At 58.0% G+C, this 22,452-nt stretch carries 22 protein-coding genes and 1 pseudogene; 20 read left to right on the top strand and 3 right to left on the bottom strand.

From position 1 onward, the window contains the following. From GIB19_RS13235 to GIB19_RS13180, 14 genes and pseudogenes are all read left to right on the top strand, one after another. Positions 1 to 889 (top strand): DUF2345 domain-containing protein (locus GIB19_RS13235; protein WP_274886395.1); only part of this gene is annotated, 889 nt, incomplete at its 5' end. Next, entirely contained in the window at positions 882 to 5,462 is a 4,581-nt protein-coding gene (locus GIB19_RS13230; protein WP_274886393.1) for an RHS repeat-associated core domain-containing protein, read from the top strand. The genes GIB19_RS13235 and GIB19_RS13230, both read left to right, overlap by 8 nt. Before the next feature lie 11 nt (positions 5,463 to 5,473). Beyond that, entirely contained in the window at positions 5,474 to 5,779 is a 306-nt protein-coding gene (locus GIB19_RS13225) for a hypothetical protein (protein WP_099428968.1), read from the top strand. Between the two features lie 16 nt (positions 5,780 to 5,795). Continuing rightward, the gene (locus tag GIB19_RS13220) at positions 5,796 to 6,059 is read left to right on the top strand and encodes a PAAR domain-containing protein (protein WP_099428967.1); all 264 of its coding nucleotides are present in this window, start codon (positions 5,796 to 5,798) and stop codon (positions 6,057 to 6,059) included. A 179-nt stretch (positions 6,060 to 6,238) separates the two neighbouring features. Beyond that, the gene (locus GIB19_RS13215; protein WP_225876705.1) at positions 6,239 to 6,808 is read left to right on the top strand and encodes an RHS repeat-associated core domain-containing protein; all 570 of its coding nucleotides are present in this window, start codon (positions 6,239 to 6,241) and stop codon (positions 6,806 to 6,808) included. Positions 6,809 to 6,899: 91 nt separating this feature from the next. Further along, positions 6,900 to 7,415, top strand: coding sequence for a hypothetical protein (locus GIB19_RS13210; RefSeq protein ID WP_274886390.1), 516 nt, complete (start codon positions 6,900 to 6,902; stop codon positions 7,413 to 7,415). Positions 7,416 to 7,590: 175 nt separating this feature from the next. Further along, entirely contained in the window at positions 7,591 to 7,866 is a 276-nt protein-coding gene (locus GIB19_RS13205) for a hypothetical protein (RefSeq protein WP_172960350.1), read from the top strand. Between the two features lie 90 nt (positions 7,867 to 7,956). Next, the gene (locus GIB19_RS28425; RefSeq protein ID WP_225876704.1) at positions 7,957 to 8,217 is read left to right on the top strand and encodes an RHS domain-containing protein; all 261 of its coding nucleotides are present in this window, start codon (positions 7,957 to 7,959) and stop codon (positions 8,215 to 8,217) included. 152 nt (positions 8,218 to 8,369) lie between these two features. Then, a complete protein-coding gene (locus tag GIB19_RS13200; protein ID WP_099428964.1) occupies positions 8,370 to 8,783 on the top strand; it encodes a hypothetical protein in 414 nt (137 codons plus the stop codon). Between the two features lie 33 nt (positions 8,784 to 8,816). Continuing rightward, positions 8,817 to 9,041, top strand: a complete 225-nt coding sequence (locus GIB19_RS28420) for an RHS repeat-associated core domain-containing protein (protein WP_081717478.1) — start codon at positions 8,817 to 8,819, stop codon at positions 9,039 to 9,041. Between the two features lie 510 nt (positions 9,042 to 9,551). Next, complete coding sequence (locus tag GIB19_RS13195; protein ID WP_157765546.1) at positions 9,552 to 9,938, top strand: hypothetical protein; 387 nt, start codon at positions 9,552 to 9,554, stop codon at positions 9,936 to 9,938. Between the two features lie 400 nt (positions 9,939 to 10,338). Continuing rightward, positions 10,339 to 10,458: pseudogene (locus GIB19_RS13190) on the top strand (flagellar basal body protein); the annotation flags it as partial. A gap of 292 nt (positions 10,459 to 10,750) precedes the next feature. Then, positions 10,751 to 11,818 (top strand): aromatic ring-hydroxylating dioxygenase subunit alpha, encoded by a 1,068-nt coding sequence (locus GIB19_RS13185; RefSeq protein ID WP_099428963.1) that lies wholly within the window; start codon positions 10,751 to 10,753, stop codon positions 11,816 to 11,818. Positions 11,819 to 11,830: 12 nt separating this feature from the next. Next, complete coding sequence (locus GIB19_RS13180; RefSeq protein ID WP_274886377.1) at positions 11,831 to 12,781, top strand: PDR/VanB family oxidoreductase; 951 nt, start codon at positions 11,831 to 11,833, stop codon at positions 12,779 to 12,781. Positions 12,782 to 12,787: 6 nt separating this feature from the next. On the opposite strand, the gene GIB19_RS13175 is transcribed toward GIB19_RS13180, so the two are convergent. Beyond that, positions 12,788 to 13,501 carry a GntR family transcriptional regulator gene (locus GIB19_RS13175; RefSeq protein ID WP_027593685.1) on the bottom strand — a complete coding sequence of 238 codons (714 nt, stop codon included), beginning with the start codon at positions 13,499 to 13,501 and terminating at the stop codon, positions 12,788 to 12,790. Positions 13,502 to 13,911: 410 nt separating this feature from the next. Next, entirely contained in the window at positions 13,912 to 15,243 is a 1,332-nt protein-coding gene (locus GIB19_RS13170; RefSeq protein WP_099428961.1) for an MFS transporter, read from the bottom strand. Positions 15,244 to 15,806: 563 nt separating this feature from the next. Here GIB19_RS13170 and mrdA point away from each other — a divergent pair. The 6 genes from mrdA to GIB19_RS28410 all read left to right on the top strand — a co-directional run bounded on the left by mrdA (position 15,807) and on the right by GIB19_RS28410 (position 21,521). Further along, a complete protein-coding gene (mrdA, locus tag GIB19_RS13165) occupies positions 15,807 to 17,699 on the top strand; it encodes a penicillin-binding protein 2 (protein WP_099428960.1) in 1,893 nt (630 codons plus the stop codon). Between the two features lie 342 nt (positions 17,700 to 18,041). Beyond that, positions 18,042 to 18,602, top strand: coding sequence for an FMN reductase (gene msuE, locus GIB19_RS13160; protein WP_099428959.1), 561 nt, complete (start codon positions 18,042 to 18,044; stop codon positions 18,600 to 18,602). Positions 18,603 to 18,611: 9 nt separating this feature from the next. Continuing rightward, positions 18,612 to 19,799 carry an acyl-CoA dehydrogenase family protein gene (locus GIB19_RS13155; RefSeq protein ID WP_274886372.1) on the top strand — a complete coding sequence of 396 codons (1,188 nt, stop codon included), beginning with the start codon at positions 18,612 to 18,614 and terminating at the stop codon, positions 19,797 to 19,799. 9 nt (positions 19,800 to 19,808) lie between these two features. Next, on the top strand, positions 19,809 to 20,906 hold the full coding sequence (gene sfnR, locus GIB19_RS13150) for a sigma54-dependent transcriptional activator SfnR (RefSeq protein WP_274886371.1): 1,098 nt from the start codon (positions 19,809 to 19,811) through the stop codon (positions 20,904 to 20,906). 150 nt (positions 20,907 to 21,056) lie between these two features. Further along, positions 21,057 to 21,227: a hypothetical protein gene (locus tag GIB19_RS28415; protein WP_446731381.1), complete on the top strand. Its 171-nt coding sequence runs from the start codon at positions 21,057 to 21,059 to the stop codon at positions 21,225 to 21,227. A gap of 27 nt (positions 21,228 to 21,254) precedes the next feature. Continuing rightward, complete coding sequence (locus GIB19_RS28410; RefSeq protein WP_446731380.1) at positions 21,255 to 21,521, top strand: hypothetical protein; 267 nt, start codon at positions 21,255 to 21,257, stop codon at positions 21,519 to 21,521. Between the two features lie 245 nt (positions 21,522 to 21,766). Here GIB19_RS28410 and GIB19_RS13140 read toward each other — a convergent pair whose 3' ends face one another. Beyond that, positions 21,767 to 22,411, bottom strand: coding sequence for a glutathione S-transferase family protein (locus GIB19_RS13140; protein ID WP_099428956.1), 645 nt, complete (start codon positions 22,409 to 22,411; stop codon positions 21,767 to 21,769). Positions 22,412 to 22,452 lie beyond the last annotated feature (41 nt).

Genomic DNA, 22,452 nt, shown 5'->3' with positions numbered 1-22,452 from the left:
TGCCCCGCAGCTGGTGATCGCCAGCCCAGCGGGGATCGCCACCACAACCCCTGAGTCGACCCATATCGCCAGCGGCGAGCACCTGGGTCTGAGCACAGGCGGTCACACCAGCATGGCCATCGGCAAGCGCCTGTTGATCAGTGCCAGTCGGGGCGTGCGGCAGTTCGTACAGAGCATGGGCTGGCGACTAGTCGCGGCCTCCGGCGACATAGACCTGAAAGCGCTCAAGGACAACATCAACCTGCTGGCCAAGCTCAAGGTCAGCGTCACCGCCGAACGCATCACCCTCAGCGCCAAGGAGGAGTTGGTCATCCAGGCCGGCGGCAGCAGTACGACCTACAACGCGGGCGGAATTCTGCACGCCACGGCTGGGCAGTACACGGCACACGCGACGGACTTCATCTACAAGGCCTCAAAGAGCCAGGCGGCGGCGTTTCCTGAAGACCTCAAATCGGGCAAGGGCAATCTGGAGCTTTTTCAGCATTACGCAAATAACCACGCATTCAAAGGAGCCAAGTACGAAGTTGAAGACGCGCTAGGTCAAGTCATCACAGGCACTTTGGATGAGAACGGGTTTGCTGCCGTGTCAGGTCTCGCATCCGGCCCCGTGAAAGTGCAGTTCGGGCGAGACAAAGCCAGGGCTGCGTCTGCAACACCGTTCCAGGAGCCGCCCCCGTCAACCACCTCCGACAAAAGCATGCCCCTCAGTCCGGCAGACGCAATGCAGGAGGCGGTCAATCAACTCATCAAGTCAGGGGAGATGAATGCTCGCGATGCCAAGCACCTCATGCAGGCGGCCCTCAAGGCTCCACTCGCCACCGAAGCAACGTTGAAAGAGCGCCCCCATCCGATGACGCTCCGCAATACAAGGAACAACCAACATGGATAGGTGCAGCGGGGTAGTCGCCCCTAAAGATACCTTCGATGAAGAAGACGTAACAGCCAGCACCGAGATGCTGGCCAAGTGGCTCACAGACCTCACTGGAGACATTGTTAACTGGAGGACCGTCATATCCGTAGGCGAGATGCTACCTGTCGCCGGGTCGATTTTTGCGGCTACGGATGCCATTGGCGACATCATAGAACTGGCCAAAGGTGACAGTGCCTATCGAGCTGACGTGTTCAACTGGGTAGGTCTAGGCATCAACCTATTCGCAATTGCTCCATTACCTGGTATCGGACCGGCGCGAGTAGTCATGCGCCCAGCACTCAAATCACTGAGAACCGCCTCCAAGGACGGCATAGCTCAAGCGGTTCTCAAAGCGATTGAAGGTGCGCTAGCCCATGTTTGCCCTGGGGACCTCGAAGCGTTCATAGGCGAGATCGAAGCCAAGTTGCAGAGCATTCTTGCCAGCTTCGCCGAGAAAGTTGTCGAGGTCTGCAGGTTCCTGGCCAACTTGATCCGGTCGGTGGCAGACGGGACAGTGAAGGATGTCGCCCTGACCGCCCTGTTCCCCGGAGTACGATTAGTGGCGGAAGCCTCTGACTATTTCAAACGAAAAACGGGGCTTGGCTTCAGCAAAAATGAACTGGGCTTCGGACAAAACGAAAAGCTAAAAAAACTTCTTGAACCTACAGCACGAAGCCTCGAAAGCATCGGCCGGATGGCAGGCGAGAAAATAGTCGCAATTGGCAGCAAGGCGAACCCTGGCAGCATCGCCGATATTCTGAGCGTACTAAGCCTGGCTTTACGTAAAAGAGGGTACACACCGAGGCGAAGCAACATCGCGCCAAACTCAACCAGCCAAAGCCGCAATGTGCAGGGGCGCCACGGCACCGAGGCGGCTCCTGCCCAACGCGCGACAAAGGCAGACCCAAACTGCAAAAAGCGCGGGACAAAAGCTGGCACCCACTGCAGCATCAGCTTCGCCACAGGGACCGAAACAATCGTCCACACCGATTTCCAGCTACCAGGTGTGTTCCCCATCGAGTGGAACCGTACCTATCGTTCCTCTCTGTCAGCCTTCGACAGCAGCCCCTACGGCGCACGCTGGACTACTCCATTTGCAGCTCGCTTCGATCTGAATGAAGACCACCTCACTTTCCATGGCAGCGATGGCAGAAGCCAGCGCTATGCGTTGCCGAAGCTCAAAGGCAGCCACTACGACGCCATCGAGAACGTAGTCATCGCACGGATCGCAAACGACACCCTCGCCATACTACGAGGCCATGATAGCCAGGAGATCTATCAACGTCATGGCGATCAGTTCCGCCTGACGACCATCAAGAACAAGGGCGGAGCACGCATAGACCTGCACTATGAACACCGAGTAGCTGACACATCCGTGCTTTCCGATCTGGTGACGTATCAAAACGATACGCCCCATCATCATATCCACACACAGATCAACGACCAGGGACATGTCATCGGGTTATGGTTGATGCACGACGGCCAACCGCAGCGCCAGCTGGCGACCTATACATACGACACGCACGGCGATTTATGCACTGCGAGCGATGAGCACGGGGCTCAGTGGACCTATCAGTACCAGCACCATCTGGTCACCCGCTACACCGACCGCACCGGCCGGGGCATGAACCTCGAATGGCTCGGTGAAGGCGCTGATGCCAAGGCCATCCGCGAATGGGGAGACGATGGCAGCCTCGATACCCGCTTGAGCTGGGACCCAGACATCCGCCGGACCCGCATCGTCGATGCCAATGGCAACGAGACCCAGCATTTTTGCGACATTCTTGGTTACCCCTATCGCGTCATCCATCCCGACAGGAACGAGGAATGGCTGTATCGCGATGCCGCCAAAAACATCACCCAGCACATCCACACCGATGGCAGCAGTGATGTCTACGCCTACGACGAACGCGGCAACCTGCTGCAGCATACCCGACCCGATGGGGCATCGATCCATCACGCCTACGACGACTTGGATCAGCGTTTCAAAACACGAGATGCCGAGGGCGGGCTGTGGAAGTACGACTACGATCAGCGCGGCAACATCATCGAAACCCAGGATCCCCTGGAGAACAAAACGCTCTACCGATACAGCAGTGACAACCTGCCCATCGCCATTACCGATGCCAACGGCGGTGAGAAGAAGCTGGCCTACAACCGCGATGGGCAGCTGATCAGCTACACCGATTGCTCGGGCAAATCCACGCAGTGGAAGTACAACGCCTTGGGCCAATTGACCAAACTCATCAACGCCGCCGGTGAGGTGACCGAGTACCACTACGAAGCTGGCCAGCTGGTACGGCTTATCCACCCAGACAAGACCAAAGAGCGTTTCGAACGCGATGCCGAAGGCCGACTACTCAGCCACACCGACGGCCTGCACCGTCGCACCCGCTGGGACTACAACGAAGCCGGGCTTATCCATCAACGCCACAACGCCAACGACACCACCCTCACCTACCACTGGGACAAGCTCGGCCAGCTCGTGCGTCTGCGCAACGAAAACAACAGCGAAGCCCGCTTCAAATATGACCCTGCTGGGCGCTTGCTCAAGGAAACCGGCTTCGACCAGGAAACCACCCATTACCTGTACGACAACGGCAGTAACCTGCCGACTCGGCGCTTGGATGGAGATAGGACCAGCCATTTCACTTACGACCCTATGGGCCGACTTCTTGAACGCAAAGCAGGCAGACGCGGCGGTGAGAAATGGGAGATCGAGACCTTTGCCTATGACGGCAATGGCAATCTGACCTGGGCTGAGAACAGCACCTGCAAACTGCAGTGGTTCTACGATGCCGCGGGCAACAATACGCGCGAGCATCAATGGCTTGATTATCTGGTCAAACCACAGGTTGCAGTCTTCAAGCATGAGTACGATGCTCTCAACCAGCGTATCGCCACCACCCGTCCCGATGGCCACCGAGTCAGCTGGCTGACTTACGGCAGCGGCCACCTGCTCGCGCTCAAACTTGATGACCAGGAGTTGATCAGTTACGAGCGTGATGACCTGCACCGAGAGATCGGTCGCGTGCAGGGCAATGGCCTGGTCCAGCGACAGACTTGGAGCCCGAATGGCCAGTTGCTGGAACAGACGCTGGCTCGGCAAGGTGAGTCCAAACGCATAGCGGCTCGCACCTACCGTTATGACGAAGCCGGGCAGCTATGCCACATCAAAGACTTGAACCGTGGCGATCTGCGCTACCGTTATGACCCGGTGGGTCGTTTGCTTGAAGCCAGCCTTAACTACGAGAAGGAAACATTTGCCTTTGACCCAGCGAGCAACCTGCTGGACCCCGAGGCACCGCCCGGGCCAAATCCGCACTCGCCACGCAAGCTGATGGACAACGTGCTGCGCAGCTACTGCGGAACGCAATACCGGTACGACGAGCGCGGCAATCTGCTGGAGCGGATAGAGAATGGCAAGGCTGGCAAGTTCACCTGGGACCTGTACGACCGCCTGCGTAGATACGAGGACGATCGGCTGGTTGTCGAGTTTGGCTATGACGCTTTAGGCCGCCGTGTCTACAAAGACTCGCGCTCGAAGTACCGCAATCGTGTCCAGGCTGGACCGGTTTGGAATGAGAATGCGCGGCGTGCGCTGGATGAGAAGCTGGGCTGCGATCTGACGCTATTTATCTGGGACGGTGACACGCTGGCGTTCGAGCAGCGAGGCCGACACGGCAAGGGGCAGACCACACATTATGTGTTTGAACCAGGCACGTTCGTTCCGGTCGCGCAAGGGGTGATGAACCATATTGAAGAGATGCTGCATCAGCCGAATTATGACTTCCCCTACGACGTCGAACGAGATCCGGTTTGGCAGCAAAAGACAGCACCGAAGCCATTCGACACTCTTGACTGGTATCAATGTGATCATTTGGGTACAGCGATGGAGCTTACTTCCGATGAAGGATTAATTGGGCGGAGCAATACATATAGAGCATGGGGACATGCAAGGGAGAAACGACCCAATGACACCGAGTTGGCACAGAGCTGTAATCCGCTGCGTTTTCAAGGCCAGTACTACGATGTTGAAACAGGCTTGCACTTTAATCGCCACCGGTACTACTCCCCGCAAACAGGTCGATTCATCAGTAGGGATCCAATAGGTTTCGCAGGCGGCCTTAACATCTACGTTTATGCTCCTAACCCGATTGAATGGACGGATCCGTTTGGTCTGGCTTCAAACAGAGATTTCCGACCTACCGCCACTCTAGAACGCAAATTATCCATCTTAGAAACTGCTCAAGCAAAAGCAGTAAGGGAGCGGGCTCTTCCGGACGGAAGAATTCGATACCACGAGAGGGAAGCTTTAGCCCGCACTCCAGGTCCTACGAGAGGAAGATCCCGAACGACCGAGTGGAATCCTAAGACAGGACAGGTGCGAACATGGGAAGAGACGTATGATCATTCTGGAAAAATAAATCGAGTTCACCCTAAATCCATCAATGGCGAACTAATAGACTTGCCCCATTATCCTCCTACTAAGCTGGATATCGAACAAGGACTAGCAACACCTGATGGAAAAAAATTAAACTGCACGTGTTAGGAGGCGAAGCCATGCTCAGCAGAAAAGAAAAAAAACGCATCGTACAAAACATGATTAATTTCCTCTCGTCAAGAGAGTACAACCCGTTAGAGTTCTCCAAATACACATACCTGATCAGCCTAGATGAAAAAATCCATCGCTCCGATGATATCCAGCTGAATGAAATAATGTACACCTTAAGTGGAATGGATGCAGGTGAAGAATTTATGTTTACGAAAACCGAAGTACTTGAAATTCTTAGATCCTACCTACTTTCAATTGATGAGGGTCGAGCAGAAGTATCTCCCACCCCAAAATCCGATTCAGCAGAATCATAAATAGGAGCCAAACCGAATGTTGAAGATTATAAGGCTTAACGACTCAACCGATCACGGAGGCAAAGTTATTGAGTGCATAGCCAATACAAACCTCAACGGCAAACCCATGGCCGGCAAACGCAACATGGTCTTCTGCCCTCTATGCAAAGGTGAATTCCCAATCATCGAAGGCAGTGACACCTACCGCGTCAATGGCATCCCCGTTGCGCTCGACGGCATGAAGACCGCGTGCGGCGCCAGCCTGATCGCCAGCGCTTCACACGGCAGCGTCCATCGCTGAGGTAACCGACCCAATCGGGATAGGGGAACAACAGACATCCCAGCAGTATGTCTGTTGCCGCCACTCCCAACCTAAAATTGAGAGCTGATCAGGCTGTTCTCCATAGCGGCAATGTACGTGTACCGATTGAGGGCGGCACGAGAATGGGTTTCAAACGGAAGGTATGGCCCCCCCGCATCATGGATGCCAACGGCAATGAACGCGGTCGGGATGGCAAAGGGCAAACCACGCACTATGTGTATGAGCCTGGGACCTTCGTTCCGGTCGCACAAGGGGTGATGAATCATATTGAAGAGATGCTGCATCAGCCGAACTATGACTTCCCCTATGACGTCGAACGAGATCCGGTTTGGCAGCAAAAGTCAGCACCGAAGCCATTCGACACCCGTGCTTGGTATCAGTGTAATCATTTGGGCACACCGATGGAGCTGACATCCAAGAATGGACAAGTAGAATGGAAAGGAACATATAGGGCGTGGGGACATGCTGAGAAAAATCGAGACAATGGTACCGGACCCGTACTCAACCGTAATCCACTACGTTTTCAGAGGCAGTACTTTGACATCGAGACAGGTCTTCATTACAACCGATATCGCTACTATGATTCCAGCCTTGGTCGCTTTATTGGAAAGGACCCGATTGGCTTTACGGGCGGCATTTACATTTATGTGCATGTCCCAAACCCAACGAATTGGACGAATCCTCTAGAGCTTGAAACTGAGTCCAAAACACTAGAAAGTGAAAATTAGATGACGATGAAAATCCCAGAACGAGCAGACATAATCGACCACAAACCCGTAATGGGAAAGGGAAAGCACTTTACATTAAGGAGTGCTGCAATTGACTATCACACCGCACGACAATGAGTTACTGTACAGAAAAGCACAAGGAAAAAAAATACAGAATAGCCATGAGAAAAAAATCCGAAAGATATTCCCTGAAAATTACGAAAAGATAGAAAAACTAGAGCTAACAGAGACGGATGAGATCCTTAAGAAAATAAAATCATTAAGATCTGAAACCATCCTAAGCAAGGAATTTCATTCACTCACCGAGTGTTTGAGCTATTTCTCGTCCGAACTATATCACAAAGAATTCTACGCATTCATCGATGAAGACTGGAAATATTACGGAGCCATAAAACTACCAGAAGCCACCATTATAAACCCACAATTTGACTTTGACGAAAGCATCAGTGACGAATTAAGACTTTTCGCTAGCGATTTCTCAACTCAAATCTCAATTGACTACTCTTTTCATGGAAAAACAAAGCTATACGAGTGCACTATTAGTGCGACCTATGTCAGATCAGGCACCTCCACCCTCATGAAAGTTAAAAGTTACGGCGATCTTTAAAATATCACATCATATTATCAGCACGAAACTGCCAAATACATTTTGTGTCTGTGGTGTCAAGCCGCGTGAGCGACGGCTGATGGAACAGACGCTGGCTCGGCAAGGTGAGTCCAAACGCATAGCGGCGCGCACCTACCGTTATGACGAAGCCGGGCAGCTATAGCACATCAAAGACTTGAACCGTGGCGATCTGCGCTACCGTTATGACCCGGTTGGTCGTTTGCTTGAAGCCAGCCTGAACTACGAGAAGGAAACATTTGCCTTTGACCCAGCGAGCAACCTGCTGGACACCGAGGCACCACCCGGTCCGAATCCGCACTCGCACTCGCACTCGCCACGCAAATTGATGGGCAACGTGCTGCGCAGCTACTGCAGCACGCAGTACCGCTACGACGAGCGCGGTAACCTGCTGGAGCGGATTGAGAACGGCAAGACCGGCAAGCTCACCTAGGACCTGTACGACCGCCTGCGTAGATGCCCTCAACAACATCACCCAGCACAGCCAAGCTATACCTCACCCTATGCGATTGGGCACGATCCGGTGTGGCAAAACAACCCGAAGCCAAAAATCATTTGCACAATTGTCAGGTACCAGTGCAATCACCTCGGTACACCGATGGAGCTTACAAGTGAGGATTCTCAAGTTTCTTGGAGCAGCGTGTATAGAGCTTGGGGTACGTCAGAAAGAACACTTGCCACTAAGAAAGAAAGGGTGCCGGACAAAACAACATTCGGGAATTTGATGAGCGAGAACGCAACAAATACTACAGAATACCGTACGCCGTTCGCAGCACGGCTATAATCTCAACTCCATCTGAGCCCGGCAGGTGAAAAATGACGGCGTCATTTGATGAAGTGTTCTCCTATTAAGCACCGACTGTTACTGGCAAAAAAAATACAAAAACCCAACTGGTCGCCAGATGACTTAAAATTATTAAAGTACCAGGAAAAGAAATGATAAATTCAGCAGCTGAATTTGTGGGTTTAATCGAAAGCGATGACCCGACACTTAAAAGCAGGGCAATTTCAGATGAGGCAGAGATGCACGTCTGGGAAAGCATGCTTGAGCAACATGCGGATTACGAGTTAATGCTATTACAAAACAACACCATACCAGCCATTATCCTCGCCAAACTAGCCCTTAGTGGTAACTGGAAAACTCGCCACACTGTAGCTAGAAAACGTAAACTAGACCTCGACAGCATGCACCTTTTATCCAGAGACGAAGAGCCTCGTGTTAGGCAGGCTATTGCTGCAAATCAAAAAACACCTATTGAAATTCTAGAACGCTTATCGAAAGACACCGTCACAAATGTCAAGCAGGTCGCGCACTACAATTTAGATTTGCGAAAGAAGCAGCAACAATAGCGCCCAATTATCGGATAGTGGAGCATCACAAAGATGCTCCACCCATCACAAGTCAGCCACCAATCAAGAAACAAAATGACACCATTTTTCACCATCGCTACTGATCCTCGGACAGCAAGGTTTATTAGTAAGGATCCAGTAGTGCTTGATGGCGAGATTAATACGTACCAGTACGCGCCAAACCCGAGACAGTGGATCGACCCACTTGAACTGACAAGAACCGCCAACCCATGCAGCGCTAAAGACAAGAGAAAATAACTAGAAAGAGAGAGAACCAGGAAAGAGCGTCAATACGACGAGTTGCACGACGACTACAATCAAGCTATGAACAGCGCCCTAGGACACACTCAAATCTCCGCCAAAGATTCCGTTCCTAATCCGGCCAAATTCATACCGGAACCCTTCAACGGGGGACGATTTCTAGATGAGCATCGGGGCTTTCGCGTGGAGTATGACAACAGAGACAAGGCTCATATAAATGCTTTTAACAGAAAAAATGAAAGAACAATTTGCTTTGAGGCAACACAAAAAAAGTGGGAAGAATAGCATGGGGATTTAACCGATGAACTTCACGCCAGAATGCCAGACCTACATCAACACCCATCTATATGAAAGGCAAGATGAGCCTCTGAAGGAAATTGGAAAACTACTACCAACAGGCGCATCAAACATCCACTGAGAGAGCATCCCCAACAAAATCGAAGCACACTCCGCCCAGAGAGAAAGATTAATGATCGAGGTGCAACGCAAGGACCAAAGGGGAAGTAGATGAGTATTACAGCTGAAGAATTCAGGATCCTTTGCGACGATGATGAAGATACCACGTTTGCACACCAAACTGCCTCACTTGAAGTATGGACTGAAATACTTAATAACTACCCGGAGCTCGCACGATGCGTAGCTGGAAACAAAAACATTCCCGACGACATCATAGACCGTCTCTCGAAGAGCAGCGACATAGATATCCGATGGAAAATAGCAACCAAACGAAAACTTAATAGAACGGTCTTCGAGCGACTCGCAATCGATTCGGACGCAACTGTAAGACACCGAATTGCCTGCAACCCCAAGGTGCCCAAAGACATCCTGCAACAACTATCCAAAGACCCTGACCCCATGGTTGCATCATCAGCCATTAGAAAACTTTATACCTAAAACGAAGCCGCAAACCCAAAACAGACACTATTGAGTGAGTTCCAACTGAATCTCCGCCATGATCGGTTGTGTCACCAAGACAGATTATTTTCATCATTGTGTTGGGCCTACTTGAAGACACCCTTTGCAATGGGGCCGATCGGCAGCGAGCCATTCTTGCCATCCAGCTCCCGTGTTGCGAAGGCGTTCTGGTCCGGGTCGGTCTGGCAAGCGGAAAGGGTGATCTGGAAGTCAACCTTCGGCGTCGCGAGTGGAACGGGTCACCTGGTACTTCTACTAGTTTTCGACGCTGAACCTTGGCGCTAATACTTCCTAACATTCAATGAGTACAAGCGCTCAATTGCAAATCGGCTAATCACATTTGAACGGGTGCCGTAAACAGGCGCACGAGGAGAACAGCATGCTTCCGGCTCGCTGGGTCGCTAAAACCGGCCTGTCCGCCCTGGACACCATTTCCAACAACCTGGCCAACGTCTCGACCACTGGCTTCAAACGTGATCGCGCCGAAGTCCAGGACCTGAAAAAAACCTGTTCGGTCAGGGTCTCGCTAGGCACTGCATGCCACTGCTTTTTGTGCCAGGCGAGGTCGGGATTGGTTTCGTCAGGTTCCGGATCGTTCAAGCGCGGTAGGGTGACATCCAGCGGTGCTGAAAACCCCGGCTAATGGATCCATAAAACAAAGAACCACTCATAGCAGTCCGATAATCGCCCAGATAAATCAGCAAAAAATGCCATAATCGTTGACCGGGCCGCCCTCCGCCACATTTAATGGATCCATTAAATAAAAACAATCGCTACTCCGGAGAGCCTTCATGTACCCCAAAAACACGTGGTATGTCGCCTGCACCCCCGATGAAATCGCCGAGAAACCGCTGGGCCGTCAGGTCTGCGGGGAGCGGATCGTGTTCTATAGGGGCCACGAAAACCGGGTAGCTGCGGTGGAAGATTTTTGCCCGCACCGCGGCGCCCCGCTGTCGTTGGGCTATGTCGAAAACGGCAACCTGGTGTGTGGCTACCATGGCCTGGTGATGGGCTGCGACGGCAAGACCGTCGAGATGCCAGGGCAGCGGGTCAGGGGCTTCCCTTGCAACAAAACCTTCGCGGTGGTCGAGCGCTACGGCTTCATCTGGGTCTGGCCCGGCGACCAGGCGCAAGCGGACCCAAGCCTGATCCCGCACCTGGAGTGGGCGGTGAATGACGCGTGGGCCTACGGCGGCGGGCTGTTCCACATTGGCTGCGACTACCGGCTGATGATCGACAACCTCATGGACCTGACCCACGAAACCTACGTGCATGCCTCCAGCATTGGTCAGAAGGAAATCGACGAAGCCCCGCCCGTAACCACCGTCACCGGTGACGAAGTGGTGACTGCCCGGCACATGGAAAACATCATGGCACCGCCGTTCTGGCGCATGGCCCTGCGCGGCAACGGCCTGGCCGACGATGTGCCGGTGGACCGCTGGCAGATCTGCCGCTTCACCCCACCCAGCCATGTGCTGATCGAAGTTGGCGTGGCCCACGCAGGCAAAGGGGGTTATCACGCCGATGTGCAGCACAAAGCCTCGAGCATCGTGGTCGACTTCATCACCCCAGAGACCGACACCTCGATCTGGTACTTCTGGGGCATGGCGCGCAACTTTGCAGCGCACGACGAAACGCTGACCGCCAACATCCGCGAAGGCCAGGGCAAGATTTTCAGCGAAGACCTGGAAATGCTCGAACGCCAGCAACAGAACCTGCTCGCCTACCCCGAGCGCAACCTGCTCAAGCTCAACATCGATGCCGGCGGGGTCCAGTCGCGCAAGATACTGGAGCGCCTGATCGCCAACGAACGCACGGCCCAAGCCCAACTGATCGCGACCAGCGCAAGCCCAGCCTGACGAGGAGCGGACATGATCGATGCCGTAGTGGTTTCCCGTAACGACGAAGCGCAGGACATCTGCAGCTTCGAGCTGGCCGCAATCGATGGCAGCCTGCTACCGCCCTTTAGCGCAGGCGCGCACATTGACGTGCACCTGCCGGATGGGCAAGTCCGCCAGTATTCACTGTGCAATCACCCCGAAGAACGCCACCGTTACCTGATCGGCGTACTCAAGGACCCTGCCTCACGTGGCGGCTCGCGCAGCCTGCACGAGCAGGTGCACAACGGTGCCCGCTTGCGTATCAGCGCACCGCGCAACTTGTTCCCCCTGGCCCTGGGCGCCCGTCGCAGCCTGTTGTTCGCAGGTGGCATCGGCATTACGCCGATCCTCTGCATGGCCGAGCAACTGGCCTACAGCGGCGAGGACTTCGAACTGCATTACTGCGCCCGTTCCAGCGAACGTGCAGCCTTCGTCGAACGCATGCGCGGTGCCGCCTTCGCCGACCGCCTGTTCGTGCATTTCGACGAGCAACCTGAAACTGCACTGGACATCGCCCAGGTATTGGCCAACCCGCAAGACGATATGCACCTGTATGTGTGCGGCCCAGGCGGGTTCATGCAGCATGTGCTGGAAAGCGCCAAGGCGCAGGGCTGGCAGGAGGCCTGCCTGCACCGCGAATACTTTGCCGCCGCGCCGGTTGATACGCAGAACGACGGCAGCTTCTCGGTGCAGGTGAACAGCACCGGCCAGGTCTTCGAGGTGCCCGCCGACCAGAGTGTGGTGCAGGTGCTTGAACAGCACGGCATCGCGATCGCCATGTCGTGCGAGCAAGGCATTTGCGGCACCTGCCTGACGCGCGTGCTGGCAGGCACACCGGAGCATCGCGACCTGTTCCTCACGGAACAGGAGCAGGCGCAGAACGATCAGTTCACGCCCTGCTGCTCGCGCTCGAAAACGCCACTGCTGGTGCTGGATATCTGAAGCGCTTTAAGACGAGGGCAGGATGACCTTCATGCGCGCATCGGCCGTGGCCGCGCCGAACGTCTCGGCGTAGCGCAAGGTGGCATTGGCGTGCTCGCGCATGATGGCCTCGGCGCGGGCGCCCTGCCCGCTGACCAGGGCATCGAACACCGAATGGTGCTGCATGTGTGCATAGTTGAAGCGCCGGTACTCACGCGCCAGGTCATGGCGGTCCACGGCCAGCGCAGTGACCGAGGCAAACGGCAGGTGGTCATTGCGCGCCAGGGCATCGGCAATCGCCGGGTTGTGGCTGGCCGCGATGATCACCTGGTGGAAGCGCATGTTGAGGTCATGGTAGGCCTGCAGGTCTTCCTCGGTGACAAAACCCTTGTCGAACAGCTGGTCGCCTTCGACCAGGCAGCGCTGCAGCGCTGCGCGCGCTTCAGCGGATAGCCCACGCTCTGCCGCTTGGCGCGCAGCCAGGCCTTCCAGCACGCCACGCACCTCGACCGCACCGGCGATGTCGTCTGCGCTGACGGAACGCACCTGAAACCCACGCCCGCCAAAACGCACCAGCAGGCCCTCCTGCTCGAGGGTGCGAAATGCCATGCGCACCGGCATCCGCGAGACACCGAACAGTTCGGCGGTGGGGATTTCCATCAGACGCTCGCCGGCCGCCAATTCGCCGGAGGCGATCATCTTGCGAAGCGTAACCAGCACCAATTGACCGGGCTTGCTCATCCAGGCAGTTTCCAGAGACATGAGCGGTAATCTTATCGCAGTGCACCCCGCGCTGCACTGAGTCGGCGCAGGAGGGATAAGTGCTCGCCACGACGCATTGGGTGGCCATGAGATCGAGCGCCGCCCGCGCGGCGCTTCGCAGCACAAGGCTGCTCCTACATCTGTTTCGGGCCAGTGAGGCCTGTGATATTTGCGCGCGACCGCCTTGTTGGTCCGACTCAACATCGTGTCAGGCGCCAAGGGGGCGCGCGCTCATGGCACAGGAATAATTGGCCCGAAACAGATGTGGGAGCAGCCTTGTGCTGCGAAGCGCCGCGCGGGCGGCGCTCGATCTCAATGCCGGCAAAATTGCTGCGGCGTACACCTGCCAGCCTCACCCATTCTTGGCAAAATTTTGCTGGGATACGACCCTAGGCATCGGCCATCACTGCCTGCCCCGGCCGCGACGCTGGCTTGAGCAAAAGCAGGCAACCAGCAGCAAGCACGAAGACACTGGCAAACACCCCATACAGGTGCAGCGGTTGCCAGCCGCCGTCGAGCAGTACGCCGGCCACGGTCGGCGACAGGATTGCGCCGATCCGGCCAATGCCGATGCCCCAGCCCACCCCGGTGGCGCGCACCGACGCGTCATAGACCACCGGTGACAGCGCATACAGCCCAGCCACGCAACCGTTAGCGAACAGCCCGATCAGCAAGCCCAGCGCCAGCGCGGCAGTGACCGATGACCCGCTGGCCACGAACAGCACCAGCAGCCCGGCCGTGACCAGCATGAACATCGCCAACACGCGGCTCAGTGGCCAGCGTGACGACAGGCCGCCAATCAGCGCCGCACCAAGGATGCCGCCAACGCTCAGCAGCACCCCGCCGGTAATGCCCTGCTGCGCCGACAAGCCAGCCGCGACCAGCAGCTTCGGGGTCCAGCTCATGACGAAGTAGAAGCCGAACATCACCAGGAAGAACAGCAACCAGATCACCAGCGTGGTGCGGCGCATGGCGGGGGTCAGCAACTGCCTGAACCCTGTGGCGGCACCAGGCACGCTTTGCGCGGGCGGCGGCAGCTGGGACAGTGCCGGTTGCCCGAGTTTGTCGGCCAACCGATTGACCCGCGCCAAGGCATTCGCCGGGCGGCGTGCCAACAAAAAGTCCAGCGACTCCGGCAGCCACAGCAGCACCAGCGGGATCACCAGCACCGTGACGATGCCGCCGAACAGGAACACCGAACGCCAGCCCCAGTGGCCCAGCAGCCATACCGCCAACAAGCCGCCCAAGGTCGCGCCCAGGGCATACCCCGTGGACTGCAGGCTCACTGCCAGGCCACGCCAGCGTTTGCTGGCATATTCACTGGCGATCACATTGCTGCTGGCCAGGATGCCGCCGATGCCAAGGCCGGTCAGCCCGCGCAGCAGCGCCAGTTGCAACGGGCTCTGGCTCAACGCCGAGAGCAACATGCCGAAACCGGAAAGCGCCAGACAGAACAGAATCAATGGGCGCCGGCCAACGCGGTCGGCCCACGGCGCAATAAACAGTGACCCTGCCGCCATGCCGAACAGGCCGGCGCTGAGCAGCAGCCCCACCTGCGCCCCACTCAGGCCCCACTCGGCAGACACCGAGGCGGCCGTGAAGGCCATCACCAGCACGTCAAAGCCATCGATCATGTTCAGCACGATGCAAATGCCGATGGCCAGGCACTGGAAGCGGCCCATCGGGTCATTGTCCAGACGTTGCTTGAGATCGATGTTCATGGGGCCACCTGCAGGCCGATGCGGGCCACAGGCGGGAGGACAGACGTGCACACGCAAGCAGAGCAGAAGGAACGTTGACAGTTCCGTGCCCCAGATAAGCCATTCATGACTGGACCCTTCTTGTAATTGTCGTCGCGCACGGCCGGACGGCTGGCCGTCGTCAGGCGCTAATCAACCAGATAATGGATCCACAGACAACAGGATGAATTTTGGTAAACGCCAATACGACGACATAAAGCGGCAAGACCAGAACGAATAAATACAACAATTTGTTAATTTTCAATGTGTTATGAATTTAGCGCTTGATGATTATTTCGTTCGCTTATCGCACAGCAGTTGTTCTGTGGATCCAAAAACAACCTTCCACGCCCGCTCTGTGCAGCCATCCGAATACAGGCATGAACAAATCTTCATGTTCGCCGTGAACACCCTGATACCGGGGCCAACAGCTGATCGCCGGCCCCGGCCCAAGGCCGCCTGCCTTGAGCGAAAGGGAGGGGTTGCGTAGCATCGCCGGCCCCGGGGCCGCCGCCCGGCCACACCGCCACCCCACAGAGCCACCCATGCCGCAGCCCATCCCCCTCAAGGACCACGAAAAGGAAAAGCACCTGGTCAACCGCCGGCTGATCGCCTGCGCCACCCTGGTCTTCACCCTGGTCGCCGTCCTCGTGGGCCGCCTTTATGTGCTGCAGGTGCTGCAACATGACCAGCAGAGCGCCGTGTCGGAAAACAACCGCGTGCACGTGCTGCCCATCGCCCCTGAGCGCGGGCTGATCTACGACCGCAACGGTGTGGTGCTGGCCGACAACAAGCCCAGTTTCGACCTGACCATGACCCGTGAGCGGGCCGGCGACTCGGCCAAGGTGCTGGATACCCTGGCGCAGGTGTTGAGCCTTTCGGAGGATGACCGCCGGCAGTTCGACAAGGACCTGCGCCGCGGCCGCAAACCCTTCGAGCCGGTCACCCTGATGGTCGGCCTGAACGAAGAACAGATCGCCCTGGTTGCGGTCAACCAGTTCCGCCTGCCCGGCCTTGAGGTAGAACCGCAGTTCATCCGCGAATACCCACTGGCCGAGCATTTCGCCCATTCGGTGGGTTATGTCGGGCGCATCAACGAGAAAGAAGCCAAGACCCTCGACAGCACCGAGTATCGCGGTACGCAGTCGATCGGCAAGACCGGTATCGAGCACTTCTACGAACGCCAGCTGCACGGCCAGGTGGGCTATGAAGAAGTCGAGACCAACGCCCAGGGCCGGGTCATGCGCGTGCTCAACCACAAGGCCCCGATCCCCGGCAAGGACATCACCCTGAGCCTGGACAGCCACTTGCAACTGGCGGCCGAAAAGGCCCTGGGCGACCGCCGTGGTTCGGTGGTGGTGCTGGACCCAGCCAATGGCGACGTGCTGGCGATGGTCAGCAACCCAAGCTTCGACCCCAACCTGTTCGTCAAAGGCATCAGTTTCAAGCAGTACGCGGCCCTGCGCGATTCCATCGACCGGCCGCTGTTCAACCGCGTGCTGCGCGGTTTGTATGCGCCGGGCTCGACGGTCAAGCCGGAAGTGGCCATCGCCGGTCTGGACAGTGGCGTGATCACCCCCGGCAGCCGGGTGTTCGACCCGGGCTACTACGAGCTGCCCAACTACGAACACAAATACCGCAACTGGAACCGCAGCGGTGACGGCTGGGTAGACATGTACACCGCCATCATGCGGTCCAACGACACCTACTTCTACGACCTCGCGCACAAGCTGGGGATCGAGCGCCTGCACGACTACATGGCCGAGTTCGGCCTGGGGCAGAAGGTGTCGCTGGACATGTTCGAGGAAGCGTCCGGGCTGATGCCTTCCGCCGAATGGAAGCGCGCCACGCGCCGCCAGGCCTGGTTCCCGGGCGAGACGTTGATCCTGGGGATCGGCCAGGGCTACATGCAGGTCACCCCGCTGCAATTGGCCCAGGCCACCAGCCTGCTGGCGAGCAAGGGTGTATGGCACCGCCCGCACCTGGCCATGACGGTGGGTGGCGAGACCCCGGTCGACCCCAACCCGATGCCCGACATCGTGCTGCATGACAAACGCGCCTGGGACCAGGTCAGCCAAGGCATGCAAATGGTCATGCACGACCCCCGCGGCATCGCCCGCGCCTCGGCGGCCGGCGCCCAGTACCGCATCGCCGGCAAGAGCGGCACGGCGCAGGTGGTGGCGATCAAGCAAGGCGAGCGCTACAACCGCAACAAGACCCTGGAACGGCACCGCGACAACGCCCTGTTCGTCGGCTTCGCACCGGCCGATCACCCAAGCGTGGTGGTGGCGGTGATGATCGAGAACGGCGAAGCGGGCGGGCGCGTGGCAGGGCCGGTGGTGCGCGAGGTGATGGATGCGTACCTGCTGGATGAGCAGGGGCACTTGAAGCCTGAATATGCGGGCAATGCGGCGACCAAGGCAGTGCCGCATGGTTAGGGGTGGATGTGGCGATGGGTTGCTAGGGGTTCGCCATGGGATTTGCAGCGCCTATGAGATCGAGCGCCGCGCGGGCGGCGCCCCGAGTGGTCAACGGAATAAGAATATAAGTTCTTATTCTTTTAGGTCACCTCCCAAATCCTCTATAACGCTCCCAACTGTACAGCCGCCAACACCCGGCCAACTGTCTGCAGCGCAACACCCGATCAACAGCCAGCGCCCGCACGGCAACATCGCCCCGGGCGCTAAAACGCGTAAGCAGTTGATCTAAAATAGATTTTATAAACGGCACGACGATTGCTCCAGCAAAGTCCCCGCTCAACCCGAACCGGAGACTTGCCCATGAGCACCCCACTGAATGTCGTCGCCCTGTCTGGCGGTACTTCCCGCCCTTCGCGCACCTTGGCCCTGACCGAGGCGATCCTCGCGGAACTGGCCGAACACCTCAACATCAAGCCTCACCTCATCGACCTGGGTGACATTGCCCGCCCGTTGGGCAGTGCCCTGTGGCGCAGCGAGCTGCCCGAGGCCGTGGAGCAGCAACTGCGGCTGGTGGAAAAGGCCGACCTGCTGGTGGTGACCACGCCGGTGTACCGCGGCAGCTTCACTGGCCACTTCAAGCACCTGTTCGACCTGATCGGCCAGGACGCCCTGGTCGACACCCCAGTGCTGCTCGCCGCCACTGGGGGCAGTGAGCGCCACGCGCTGGTGCTCGATCACCAGTTGCGCCCGCTGTTCAGCTTCCTGCAGGCCCTGACACTGCCGATTGGTGTGTTTGCCAGCCAAGCGGAACTGGCCGACTACCGCGTTTCCAGTGAGGCCCTCGCCGCGCGTATCCGCCTGGCCGCCGAACGTGCCGTGCCGCTGTTCGGCGCCCATCACGCGCTGCGCAAAAGCGCCTGAGGAGCGGCCATGAATGCACCGGTAAACACGGCACCACGCCCTGCCCTGGCCATCGCCCGCGAGTTGGCTGGGCAGTTCGCCCAGACCGCCGTCGAGCGTGACGAGCGCGGCGGCACGCCCAAGGTTGAGCGCGACGCGCTACGTGGCAGCGGCCTGTTGTCGCTGGCTATCCCACAGGCGTTCGGTGGCCAAGGCGCGAGCTGGTTCGATACTTTCGAAGTGGTGCGCGAGTTCGCCCGGGTCGACAGCTCCATTGCCCACGTCTTCGGTTTCCATCACCTGATGCTGGCCACCGTGCGCCTGTTTTCGCGCCCAGACCAATGGCAGCCGTGGTTCGAGCAGACTGCACGCAAGCAGTGGTTTTGGGGTAACGCCCTCAACCCGCTGGACACACGCACCGTGGTCAAGCACTTCGACGGTTGGTGCGAATTCTCTGGCAAGAAGAGCTTCTGCTCCGGTGCCAGCGACTCGGAAATGCTGATCGCCTCCGCCGTGGACGAACGCGCGGGCGGCAAACTGCTGATCGCCGCGATCCCCAGTGGCCGTACCGGTATCAGCCTGCACAGCGACTGGCACAACATCGGCCAACGCCAGACCGACAGCGGCAGCGCCACGTTTGAACGGGTGCGGGTCGAGCACTCTGAACTGCTGCTCGACCCAGGGCCGCTGAGCACGCCCTTCGCCGCCTTGCGCCCGCTGATCGCGCAGCTGCATTTCGCCAACCTGTTCCTGGGCATCGCCGAAGGCGCGTACGAGGAAGCCCGCCAGTACACCCTCAAGGAAAGCCGGCCGTGGTTCCGCTCAAACGCCACCACCACTGCCGAAGACCCTTATGTGCTGCGCCATTACGGCGAGTTCTGGGTCGGCCTGGAAAGCGTCCGTTTGCTGATCGAACGCGCTGCCCGCCAGCTCGATAGCGCCTGGGCCAAGGAGCATGCCTTAAGCGCAGAGGAGCGCGGCGACCTGGCCCTGGCCATCGGCACTGCCAAGGTTGCAGCCAGCCGCCATGGCCTGGATATCTGCAACCGGCTGTTCGAGGTCACCGGTGCCCGCGCTACCCACGCCTCGCTGCGCTTCGACCGCCACTGGCGCAACCTGAGGACACAGACCCTGCACGACCCCGTGGACTACCGCATCCATGAGTTGGGCGAGTGGGCCCTCAACAGCAAGCGCCCTGCCCCCTCCTTCTACTCCTGAGGATTGCCCATGCAACTGCTGACCCTCCCCCCGTCCCCGACACTGGCCACCTCGATCAGGGCGACCGCGCAGGTTTTCGAAGACCCCAGGTCACAGGCGCTGCTCGCCCACCTGCAACAGGTCGCGCCGAGTGAGGCGAGCGTGCTGATCACCGGCGAAACCGGCACGGGCAAGGAGCTGGTCGCACGCCATATTCATAACCTCAGCGGCCGGCATAACGGCCCATTCGTCGCGGTCAATTGCGGGGCGTTTTCCGAGTCGCTGGTGGAGGCCGAACTGTTTGGCCATGAAAAAGGCGCCTTCACCGGCGCCCTGGCGGCCAAGGCCGGCTGGTTCGAGGAGGCTGACGGCGGCACGCTGTTTCTCGATGAGATTGGCGACCTGCCCTTGCCGATCCAGGTCAAGCTGCTGCGGGTGTTGCAGGAGCGCGAAGTGGTGCGGCTGGGTTCACGCAAAAGCATTCCGATCAATGTGCGTGTACTGGCGGCGACCAACGTGCAGTTGGAGAAGGCCATCAATGCCGGGCATTTTCGCGAAGACTTGTATTACCGGCTGAACGTGGTGACCTTGCAGTTGCACCCGCTGCGTGACCGGCCAGGTGACATCCTGCCATTGGCGCGTCATTTCATTCGTAGCTACAGCGACCGGCTGGGCTACGGGCCGGTGGAATTGAACCCGACGGCCCAGGCCAAGCTGGTTGACTACGCGTGGCCGGGCAATATCCGTGAGTTGGAAAACGTTATTCACCACAGCTTGTTGACCTGTGCTGACGGGGTGATCCAGGCGCAGGATTTGCGGCTGTCCAACCTGCGTATCGAACGGCAGGAGGAGCCTGCCAGCAATGCCGTGGAGGAACTGCTGCAGCGGGCGTTTAGCCAATTGTACGAGGAGCAGCCTGGGGGGCTGTACGAGAAGGTCGAAAATGCCCTGCTGCGCTCGGCGTACCGTTTTTGCCATTACAACCAGGTGCATACCGCGCAGTTGCTGGGGCTGTCGCGCAACATCACCCGGACCCGGCTGATTGCGATTGGCGAGTTGGTGGTGAACAAAAGGCGGGGGCAGGAGCATCAGGTTATGGATAACCGGGTGGTGCGGTTGTCGATTTGAAATGTGCAGTGCCCGTACCGGCCTCTTCGCGGGTAAACCCGCTCCCACAGGTATTCCACTGCTTTCAAGGCCAGTGAAGATCCTGTGGGAGCGGGTTTACCCGCGAAGAGGCCGGTACGGGCCACTCAAATGCTAGGTGCGGTCACCGCCATGATCATCGCCGACATCATGATCGGCACCATCATCGGCGCCATGCCCTACACCGTGGGCCTCGCCAACACTGTGATTCGCTTCGTGATTCGCTTCGTGGTTGGCCTCATGGTTGGCCTCATGGTTGGCACCATCATCGGCGCCATTGCGTCCACTTTCACCACGGCCTGAGCTGGCATGCCCGCCGCCATCGCCGCTGTGTCCGCTCCCACTGCCACCGTGGCCTCCACCGCCGCCACTGCCGCCGCCTCCACTGCCACCACCATGACCACCTCCACCACCGCTGCCGCCGCCGTGACCACCGCCACCGCCGCCGCCTCCACCACCGCTACCACCCCCACCGCCGCCATGACCACCGCCGCCACCGCCGCCGCCATGGCCGCCGCCACCTCCACCACCGCCATCCTTCGCATACGCGCTGGACGCACCGCCAATGGAGTCAGGCACCAACACGGCCGACGCTGACAAAACCGCGCCGATTGCCAAAGCCAACAAGCATTTTTTGAGCATGTAGAGCCTCCGCTTGGAGTAGCACGGGGGTTGCACATGACACCCCGTGAGTTCCGGCCCCCCCATGGGGCGACCTGCAAACCAGTGCGGCCTTCCATCTGCAGCGGGTGAGCGAGATCCATCAGGGCCAACTGGCCAGTTGTTGCAGAATGTGTCTTACGTCCTGAGCGTAGTCATGCGCTAGCGCTTGTCACGACCAGTCATCCGAATGGCGCTTGAACAGGCGCTGTCCGCGGCATCAGGTCATAGGGGTGTTTCCAGCCTGGCGTGCCCTTGATCCGCGCTTTCCAGGCCTCGATATGAACGAATTCGTCCAGCGCGATACCCGTGTCTTCAGGCATGAACACATAACCCGCCAACGACAGGTCGGCGATGGTCAAGCGCCCGCCGACCATGAACGGCGTCTTCGCCAAATGCGCATCAACGATGCGATAGGCCGCCGTGGCGCGATCACGCAAAAACTTGGTCACATCGGTTTCGCCCATCTGTTTCAGGCAATAGATAAACCGCAGCGCCGCGTAGTAGCTGGTGAACTTGTGGTTGTCGAACAGCATCCAGCGCCAGATCTCGCGCTTTTCGTCCTCATCGCGTGGGCCAAACTGGCCGGTTTGCTCAGCGAGGTATTCCAGGATCAAGGCCGATTGGGTGAACGACTTGCCCGCGTGTTCGAGCACCGGCACCTCGCCCTGCTCGTTCACTTCATCGCGCCAGGCCTGCTCGCGGGTCTGGCCGTTGAAAAAGTCGACGAACACCGGCTGCCAAGGCTGGCCGGTGAGTTCGAGCATAAGGGCGGCTTTGTAGGCATTGCCGGATTCGGCGAAGCAGTGGAGCGTGTATTCGGACATGGCAGACCTTCAGTTTCCTTTGAATGATCGTTGAGTGCCGG

This window comes from Pseudomonas sp. ITEM 17296 (assembly GCF_028895205.1).
Lineage (GTDB): Bacteria > Pseudomonadota > Gammaproteobacteria > Pseudomonadales > Pseudomonadaceae > Aquipseudomonas > Aquipseudomonas kermanshahensis.
The sequence above is the reverse complement of the archived record's forward strand: the minus strand, read 5'-3'. Positions and strand labels throughout refer to the sequence as shown.